Below are 9,642 nucleotides of genomic sequence, written 5' to 3'. Positions count from 1 at the left end.
TGGGGCGATTTTTCCGGAGGCACCGCAGTTTTTCGCGCTTTATTAGCCCAACCCCCGACTCCCCTAACTCCCAATTTTCATGTGTTCTGGTATACGCAGTTCAGGATGAGTACTTATGACCACACCACTTTTAAAACATCTTCCAAAGCAATGCTCAAATATTTAAAAACTGTAAATCCTTTACAACAATGGGCAGAAGTTAACATAATATCAAACAAATTAACTATTACTAGAAAAATCTAGTAATTACAATTGTGCAAGTAGATGCTGACTCTCTCAAATTGGAACTAATTCTTGAGTGTAACAATCTAGATACTACGGCTCGTCCGAACATACGGAGGCAAGTATATACAGCTATGTGGAACAGCTAATTCCTAATAACTCCTGCTTAACCGAAGATTGGCTGGACAAAAAAGCGTAATTAGCATAAAAAAATTTTGTTACTTGAGTGTTATTGAATTGTTACTACCTATGAGGAAGACTAATCTCGATAAAATGACTTGGTACAATCTGAAAACTCAACACCGCTTTGCTCAGCGACGCACATGAATCAACTGAACAATGGTTTCACTCTTTTTCTTAGTTTGCTAGTCGAGGCGATACCTTTCTTATTGCTTGGGGTTTTGTTCTCTAGTTTGCTGCTGTTTTTTGTTGATGAGCATAAACTCGTGGGAAAAATGCCCAAAAATCCCTTTCTGGGTGCATTATTCGGTAGTCTCGTGGGCTTTTTATTTCCTGTTTGTGAATGCGGTAACGTACCAGTAGCACGACGGTTGCTGATGCAAGGAGTCCCTCTACCAGTAGCCATTGGCTTTTTGCTAGCAGCACCGACAGTTAACCCCATCGTCATTTGGGCAACTTGGACAGCATTTCGCGATCAACCCGAAATCGTGGTGTTACGAGTCGTATTTTCTCTATCGATCGCAGTTATTATCGGTTTTATTTTCAGTTTTCAAAAAGACTTAGCTGCAATAGTACAACCAGCGATCGCTCGTTATTTGAAATATAACCCACCTGCACAGCCAGAACCCAAACGCCGCACCAGAACTCAATTCGTCCAACAGCAGGAGACAACGGTACCTACTCTGCTACAATCTGGAACATATTTGCTAGGAGGACAAGCAGGACAAACCATGCGGATGGATGCTGTGAATGCTAGTGGTCTGCAAGCAAATATAGCAGCTTCCAGTTCAAGTAAACCTTTCTCAGATAAACTGCGATTATTAGTCGATAATTGTGTGCAAGAATTGCGTGAATTAGGTGCGGTGTTGGTTATAGGAAGCGCCATTGCTGCGGCTATTCAAATACTAGCTCCCCGTGAATTGATCATGAGTTTAGGAGCAGGTCCAATTACCTCCATCACTGCGATGATGATATTAGCCGCAGTGGTGTCAATTTGTTCTACAGTGGATTCATTTTTTGCTTTGTCTTTTGCCTCAACTTTTACCAGTGGTTCTTTATTAGCTTTTCTGGTATTTGGACCAATGATTGATATCAAAGGCATTGGTTTATTGTTATCTATTTTTAAACCAAGGGCAGTCATCTACTTTTTTGTTTTAGCAGGACAATTAACATTTTTATTCACCCTCTTCATCAACTTACACGTCATTTAAAAAAGTGTTACTAGTACAATCCGTCAGAATCATCCTTCATAATTCAGAAGAGAGAAACGCTTATCAATCATGGATTTTGACTTCTGACGAACTGTTGTATAGTAATTTCTGTCGTGCTTTAGCAGAACGCCGATTCAGTATTCATAATTGTGACTAAAAACCCGGTTTATTCTAGTTGAGCCAACAAAGTTTTGGTTTTCCTGGCAACATAAACTGGGTTTTTAGGATGAGTGAATTAGTGTTCTAGTCATGATTTATTTATTTTTTTTAAATGACTAATGAATAATAACTTCATAACTAATGACTCCAAAAACAAAATCTAAAAACCGCCTCAAAAAAATATTACCTTGGCTAGATGTTTTAGCAATCACAGCCTGGGGAATTTTAATCCTGAAATACTGGCTAACTAACAAGTTAAACTTGTTAATTCACCCCGACTACTTTTGGTTAGCAATTTTAGGTGCCATTGGTTTAATCACTATTGGTTTGTTCAAAACAAAACAACTTTTGCAGCGGCGTCATGAGATTACCCCAAATGTACAGCACCTAACTTTATTTCCACCTGGTTGGAGCAGTACTTTACTGTTAACAACTGCAATCCTAGGACTCATCATTACACCCCGCGTTTTTGCCAGTCAAACAGCACTTCAGCGAGGTGTGACAGATTTAGTAGGAGCAACACGCGCCCAACCCCAAGCATTTCGCGCTTCTGTTCGTCCAGAAGAGCGAACACTGGTAGATTGGGTACGTACGCTCAATGTTTACCCAGAGCCAGACGCATATACAGGACAAAAAGTCAAGGTTCAGGGATTTGTCATCCATCCACCAGATTTAGGACAAGAACATTTGTTCTTAGCACGATTTGTCATCACTTGTTGTGCTGCGGATGCCTATCCCGTAGGATTACCCGTAAAACTGAAACAGACTCGTGATCAATACCCACCCGATACTTGGTTGGAAATCGAAGGACAAATGGTGACAGAAAATCTAGCAAATAAACGTCAACTGACCATTGATGCAACTTCCTTGAAGAAAATTCCTCAACCCAAAAATCCATATACTTACTAGTTGTCAGTCAACAGTAAACAGTACACAGTGATAACTGATAACTGATAACTGATAACTGATAACTGATAACCGATAACTGATAATAATGACCACCAGTAAAACTTTTTTCCAACCAGTAGATCGTGTTGCAATCGGACTGATGCTTATTCTCAGTCTGCTCATTGGGCTATTGATGTTACAGGGTGATGCAGTTAAGCCGAGTGTGCGTCATTTTAGCTGGCAAAATCAACGAATTGGAGCAGATGAAACCTCCTTCACCCTCACCTTCAGTCGCCCAATGGACGCAAAAAGCGTAGAAGAAAATATAAAAATTGATCCGCCCTTAGCAGGTAAAGTGAGTTGGGCAGGACGGCGGATGGCTTACACACTGATGACACCAGCCCCCTATGGAACAACGTACAAAGTGCAGTTGCAGGGCGCAAGAGATAAATTTTCGGAAAAAGAAGGAAAAAATAGACAGATACAACCTTTTACAGGAAGTTTCCACACACGCGATCGCATTATTCTTTACATTGGAGCAGATCAACAAGACAAGGGGCGATTAGTTCTTTACAACCTCACCCAAGAACGAAAAATGGTACTCACCCCGAAAGACTTGCTTGTCATGGATTTTAAGCCCTTTCCAAATGGAGAGAAAATTCTCTTTTCTGCTCGCAAAGTCGGAAACCAAGACCTACTCTCAACTGTGCTTTACACTGTCACAACAGGTATTTCTGCACAATCTGAAAAACAAGCAGAACCACTAGGTAGAGTTGATTTGCTTCTGGATAACAAAGAATATCAAAATCTGAAATTTGACTTATCGCCAGATGGACAAACTCTTGTTGTCCAACGAGGAAAAAAAGATGATCCGGGCGACTTTGGGTTATGGTTTATGCCTGTAAATAACAAAAATTCTCAGGAAAAATATACTCCAAAACGTCTAAAAAGTCAACCAGGAGGAGACTTCATTATTACACCGGATAGCAAAGCTGTAGCAGTTGCGCAAGGACAGGGAGCAGCAATATTACCTCTCCAACCAGACGCCAGCAAACCTTTAGATTTTCTGCCGCAGTTTGGCTTAGTGCAAGCTTTCTCTAAAGATGGGTCACAAGCGGCGATGGTGAGGTTTAATACAGACTATACGCGAGAACTCGTTTTGGTGACGACGAACCAAGGCGTTCAAAGACAACTGTTACGCACCAAAGGCTCAATTCTGAGCTGCCAGTTTGATACTGCCTCACCTACCATCTACTGTTTGCTAACACAGCTTTTACCAGGGGAACTTTATCAGGAACAGCCATATTTAGTAGCAATTGACCTCAAAAGCATGCAACAGAAACCACTGCTAGCATTGCCCCCCGACCAACGGAATGTACAAATGAGTTTAGCACCTGATGGTTTGGGGTTGTTATTTGATCAAGTTGTACCACAGACAATCCTTCCTGAATCACCACAAGCAAATATGTTAGTCACTGATGACGGACAGCCAATTGCGAGCAGTAGCTTGTGGTTAATGCCCTTGCTGCCCATTTCAGATCCGGCTGCGATATATGAAATTAAGCCACAACAGCTTCCAATAGTCGGATTTCATCCTCGTTGGTTGCCCTAGACTAGTTGGCAAATCCAACGTAGGGTGGGTACTGTCCACTTACGACACACCAACGACATAGGAAGGTCGGCAGTGCCCCTCCGGTTTGGACTTGCTGCTATCGTGCTGGGCTGGTTTCTCAAAGTACTTTCTTTCTTGAAGAATTTTCTCTAATTGCTTCTCATAAAAAAACTCTTGTTCTCCCAGTGCAGGAGTCAATTCAGTTAACCAACTTGCTTTATCGTTATATCGAGCAAAAAACGGACGTTTACACCAGTCAGGATTGCGTCCTTGAAGGAAAGAAAGCACAAACACCTTCTCGCCAAAAATCTCAGCAACACCATCCACAAGAATTTTACCTGGTAAGGCTGACATCACAGGACCTCTAACAGTTCGGGCTAACCCAGACACCTTTTGAATCGCTTGCTGAAAAATCTCCCAAGCCCGAATTATTGGAACTTCAAAATAGTGTTTTGCCCCCGTGTCTCGTTCCATAAACATATAGTAAGGAACGCAACCTAAGCGAACTTGCTCCCGCCACATCCGAATCCACACCTCTGTTGAATCATTAATCCCACGCATAAGTGGTCCTTGGGTGCGAATCTGTGCCCCTGTTGAACGGATGCGCCTAATAGCCTCTTGAGCAATTTCGGTTTCAATTTCTTTCCAGTGGTCGTAGTGTCCCATAATGGCAAGATGCTTACCTGCAAGAGTCACCTTCTCAAATAGACGCAGGACATCATCAGCATCCTCATCACTCACAAATCGATAGGGCCAATAAGCGACTGATTTAGTTCCAATGCGGATAGTCTGGATATGTTCAAAGCCAGAACCTAGAAGAGGCTCGATATACAGAGAAAGATGCCTAGCTTTCATAGTCATAGGATCTCCTCCAGTAATTAAAACATCTGTTACTTCTTTGTGCTGGCGGAGATAGTCTTGGAAAAGTCCCGATTCACGAGTCGCAAATTTCACACTGTCCATTCCCACAAACTGAGGCCAGCGAAAGCAAAATGTACAGTAGGCATGACAGGTTTGACCAGCTGTGGGAAAAATGAGCACTGTTTCGGGATATTTGTGTTGAATCCCTGGAACGCGATTGCCATTAAGAGTAGGAACATTGTATTCAACTTGCCCTGCTGGATGAGGGTTGAGGTGAGAACGAATCCCACTGACAACCTGATTCAGGTCTTCTGGTGCAGAATTATTCAGATACCAAATCAATTTGTCCAGATTTTCGGCACTCAACATTTCTCCTTGAGGAAAAGTCAGACGAAAGATTGGATCATCAGGAACGTTCTCCCAATCAATAAGCTCCTCTACCACATAGTTGTTTACACGGAAAGGGAGAACTTGGGCAACTGCTTTCATTGCCATGCGGTCTGTTGGTGACAGTTGTTGGAGCTGGGGGAGCTGATCTATGTCTTTAGCTCCATAGAAACGGATTTTTCTAGATTTAACTTGTGGCATTTGCTGAAAACCATAGTATAATAGTCTACGGTTTAATTTCGACCGCTCCCAACTCTTTCAATGTCTCTTTTTGTGATTCAGTCAGACCAATAACGCCATTTATGTTCATTCCTTCATAAGGTCTTGTTGCTACTAAAGTTTGCAGGCATTCGCCGGTTTTTACATTCCACTGTTTAACTGACCCATCCTGTGAACCGCTATATAGGTTTTGACCATCTGGGCTGAAAACAACAGATAGCACTCCATTGTTATGTCCTGTTAAACTTAAGAGGCGTTGACCTGTGGTCACATCCCAAATCTCAATTGTCTGGTTAAGACCGGCGCTAGCAAGAATCCGATCTTGAGGACTCAAAGCAACTGATAGCACCTCATCTTGAGTGTTGAAAATTTTGAGGCACTGTCCAGAACTGACATCCCAAAGCCTCACAGTTTTATCATTACTGCCACTTATCAGAGTTTGACTATCCGAACTAAAAGCCACAGATGATATCCGCATGGTATGTCCTGTTAAAGTGCGAATACATTCACCTGTATGGACATTCCATAGCCGTATTGTTTTATCGTCGCTACCGCTAGCTAAAATTTCACCATCCGGACTAAAGGTCACAGACTGTACCCAGTTGTTATGTCCTTCTAAAGTTTCAAAGCATTGACTGGTACGAATATTCCAAAGCCTTACGCGTTGATCAACACTTCCACTCGCCAAAGTTTGACCATCTGGGCTGAAAGCTATCGACCGTACACGATCTGTATTTGGTAAAGTTTTCAGAGGTTTGCCAGCAGATACATCCCAAAGAGATATCGCTTGGTCATCACCACCACTAGCTAGAATTTGACCATCTGGGCTGAAAGCTATCGACCATATGCGACTGGCTTGTTCTTCCAAAGTTTGAATACATTGACCAGTATCGATATCCCAAAATCGTATAGCTTTATCATCACTGCTGCTTGCAAGCGTCTTTCCATCAGGACTAAGGGCTAGATCGTGTACCCAATTGCTGTATCCTTGCAAGATTTGGATGCAGTTACGAGTATCCATATCCCAAAACCTTACGGTTTTGTCATAGCCACTGCTAACAAGTGTTTTTCCATCAAAACTAAATGCCACAGACCTGACTGAATTAATATGTCCTTGAAAAATATTCAAACATTTGCCGCCTTTCACATCCCACAATCGTACTGTTTGGTCAGCACTACCACTAGCAAGTGTTCGACCACTGGGACTGAAAGCAACACACTGCACCAACTTGGTATGTCCTTCAAGGATGTTCAAGCATTTTCCCGTGTTTACATCCCATATGCGTATAGTTTGGTCAGCACTACCACTAGCAAGTACGACAGACGTCTTGCTTGTCATATCAGATGGTTTGAAAGCAACACACTTCACCAACTTGGTATGTCCTTCAAGGATGTTCAAGCATTTTCCTGTGTTTACATCCCATATGCGTATAGTTTGGTCAGCACTACTACTGGCTAGTATTTGACCATCAGGACTAAAGGCAACAGATTGTACAAAATAGTTGTGTCCCCTTAAAACTTTTAAGCTTTGATGGGTATGAATATCCCAGAGTCTGACAGTTTGGTCACTACTGCCGCTAGCAAAGATATTATTTAGAGGACTAAAGGCAACTGACCTCACCCAATTGGTATGCTCTTCAAAAGTTTTGAGGTATTTTTGGTTTTCAACATCCCATAGTTTCACACTATGGTCATCGCTACTAGTAACGAGTATTTTACCATCAGGACTAAAGGCAATACATCTTATCCAGTTAGTGTGTGCCTTCCAGCTAAAAAGCTGTTTGCCATACGTGACTTGCCATAAGCTCACTCTACCATCAGCATCACCTGTCGCTAAAATCTCTCCCTTCATTGGGTTAAATGCTAGTGACAAAATACTATGCAATATGCCAGTAAATATAGACTTAGATAAATCAGAGTCAGCAAAGTTCACATTATGCAAATTCACACCTGCAAGGTATGCTTGCCAAATCTTTAATTTTGAAAAATCGCATCCGCTTAAATTAATTCCCAGGTGACAAAGTAAATTAATCACATTTCCACCCGCATACCCGATTTTCAGAGGTGTTTCTTTTTGCAGCACTGAGAGAATTTGAAGTAAATGTTCCTTAATATGATTCTTGTTACCAAAAGTATTGATAAGTTTGTCTGCTATTGGAGCAAGAATGAAACGAACTTGAGTATTTCTGATTTTTGCTTCTGTTTGAGCTTTGAATAATGCATGGCTTTTGAAAAGAGAAATTCTTTCAGAAGTGATGTTTGAAAGAATTTCATCACAAACCTGTTTGATGAAGTGATTAATCATATACTCCATAACCACAGGTTGTAATGTGAACTTTGCTGAACCTTTTTCGTTATCAATAAGCGAGCGTCGCCTGAGAGATTCCAGAGCTTCTATTAATTCTAAGTTTGATAAGTTTGAAATAATATCTTCTTGTAACTCTGATAAGGAAGTCGGCTTGATATTGATTGCTAGCCAGTATAAAATATCTTTTTCTAAGTTTGACAGCCGCTCATATTGTTGGTCTAAAATATTCCGAATATTACCGACAAAAACTGCTGTGCCCTGCCTGATAAACTCAGAAATATTCCCACCAAATACCTCGTGAATCGTTGTGGCAACTATCTTTAATGCTAAGGGATTACCAGCATAGTGATTGATTAAGTTTCCCCAATCTTCTTCTGTTCCTGAAAAATCCCCTTTTCCAGTAAAGATTCTCTTTGCTTCTACATTATCTAAACCAGTTAATTGCAATATTTGGACTTTGAAATTGTCTCCTTCCAAGAGTGAAATTTCTTTAAAACTCTCCCGACTCGTTAAAATTAAGCAGCTTTGATGAGGTACTTCGCCAAGTTGTCTAAAAAGTTCTCCGTATCCTTCGTATCCTTTTCGATAATATCCAGCCTGCTGACCCTCCAGTAAAATTGACTCTGCATTATCAAGTACCAGCAAACAGCGGTGTTTCCGCAAACACGCAATCAGTTGCGAAATTCCAACCCCTGTATCCTCTAAATCAGTGTTTGTTTCATTGTTGTCAGATAAAAACTTGATCAAGTCTGCAAAAATGTCTTTGATAGAGGGAGCATTGCGTAGCGATCGCCAAACAATATACTCAAATTGATCCTGAATTTCCTGAACTAACTTGACACACAGAGTCGTTTTGCCTATTCCCCCCATGCCCAATATCGCCACCAATCGGCAGCGTTCTTTGACAATCCATTGTTTTAGCGTGTCTAACTCTGATTTGCGTCCAAAGAAAACGGGGACATCAGGTGCTTCTCCAAAATCATGTTGAGATTGGGCAGTTGCGGCTGCTAATAACTGGTATCTCTGTTGTAAGAGATTTTTCAAGATCTCTAATTTTCCTGGGGTACCTCCAGCAATACCAAACTTTTGATAAACCGAACCAAGTCGCTTACGGACTGCTGGCGCACTAATTTTAAGAGTGGTAGCTATCGACTCTGCTGTCTGACCACCTAAAGCTAGGATTAAAGCGCCTTGCTCAGCTTCAGACACATTATGTTCGCTCATCACCACTCTCAATAAACTTTCGGGAATATCAGCCATAAGGGTGAATCACTCCAGTAGACGAGAGTTAATAATTATGTGATATGTAGTGTGAGGGATTAGTTACCCTTAGCTATTCTATGTAGAACCTGACTGTTCTGCAATCTATTGGATAACTATTGTGCAAGTAGATAGATACACTCTCATTTTTTAGGGAAACTGTCTTGTCAGTAGGAACATTGCAAGCATTTCGCCCGGAAATCTATTTCCAGACTCATAGCTCAAGTCCACTAGATAAAAACAATCACACTCTCAATCATACTTCTGAGTTATCAAGTTATCCAAAATGGCTATACAATAATTGACAAGCTTGATAAATATAAAGTATAAATATA

General features: G+C 41.2%; 6 protein-coding genes. 4 read left to right on the top strand and 2 right to left on the bottom strand.

Translation table 11 applies throughout. The features are described 5' to 3' along the window. The 4 genes from DP117_RS35305 to DP117_RS04305 form a co-directional block, all read left to right on the top strand. On the top strand, positions 1–243 hold a 243-nt coding region (locus tag DP117_RS35305; RefSeq protein WP_211175903.1), incomplete at its 5' end, for a hypothetical protein. Positions 244–545: 302 nt separating this feature from the next. Further along, positions 546–1,613 carry a permease gene (locus DP117_RS04315; RefSeq protein ID WP_169217097.1) on the top strand — a complete coding sequence of 356 codons (1,068 nt, stop codon included), beginning with the start codon at positions 546–548 and terminating at the stop codon, positions 1,611–1,613. Positions 1,614–1,913: 300 nt separating this feature from the next. Then, on the top strand, positions 1,914–2,681 hold the full coding sequence (locus DP117_RS04310) for a TIGR03943 family protein (protein WP_169217096.1): 768 nt from the start codon (positions 1,914–1,916) through the stop codon (positions 2,679–2,681). Between the two features lie 85 nt (positions 2,682–2,766). Next, positions 2,767–4,272 (top strand): Ig-like domain-containing protein, encoded by a 1,506-nt coding sequence (locus tag DP117_RS04305; RefSeq protein ID WP_169217095.1) that lies wholly within the window; start codon positions 2,767–2,769, stop codon positions 4,270–4,272. A 39-nt stretch (positions 4,273–4,311) separates the two neighbouring features. On the opposite strand, the gene DP117_RS04300 is transcribed toward DP117_RS04305, so the two are convergent. Together DP117_RS04300 and DP117_RS04295 are read right to left on the bottom strand one after the other, a co-directional pair. Beyond that, a complete protein-coding gene (locus tag DP117_RS04300) occupies positions 4,312–5,721 on the bottom strand; it encodes a hypothetical protein (RefSeq protein WP_211175902.1) in 1,410 nt (469 codons plus the stop codon). Positions 5,722–5,746: 25 nt separating this feature from the next. Continuing rightward, positions 5,747–9,307 carry an NB-ARC domain-containing protein gene (locus DP117_RS04295; protein WP_169217094.1) on the bottom strand — a complete coding sequence of 1,187 codons (3,561 nt, stop codon included), beginning with the start codon at positions 9,305–9,307 and terminating at the stop codon, positions 5,747–5,749. Positions 9,308–9,642: the final 335 nt, after the last annotated feature.

It is taken from the genome of Brasilonema sp. UFV-L1, assembly GCF_012912105.1.
Taxonomy (GTDB): Bacteria; Cyanobacteriota; Cyanobacteriia; order Cyanobacteriales; family Nostocaceae; genus Brasilonema.
The sequence above is the reverse complement of the archived record's forward strand: the minus strand, read 5'-3'. Positions and strand labels throughout refer to the sequence as shown.

What these genes read in the sequence shown, in the direction of transcription:
- DP117_RS04305 (WP_169217095.1), top strand. Translation starts at nt 2,767, where the DNA reads ATGACCACCAGTAAAACTTTTTTCCAACCAGTAGATCGTGTTGCAATC.
- DP117_RS04295 (WP_169217094.1), bottom strand. Translation starts at nt 9,307, where the DNA reads ATGGCTGATATTCCCGAAAGTTTATTGAGAGTGGTGATGAGCGAACAT.
- DP117_RS04300 (WP_211175902.1), bottom strand. Translation starts at nt 5,721, where the DNA reads ATGCCACAAGTTAAATCTAGAAAAATCCGTTTCTATGGAGCTAAAGAC.
- DP117_RS04315 (WP_169217097.1), top strand. Translation starts at nt 546, where the DNA reads ATGAATCAACTGAACAATGGTTTCACTCTTTTTCTTAGTTTGCTAGTC.
- DP117_RS04310 (WP_169217096.1), top strand. Translation starts at nt 1,914, where the DNA reads ATGACTCCAAAAACAAAATCTAAAAACCGCCTCAAAAAAATATTACCT.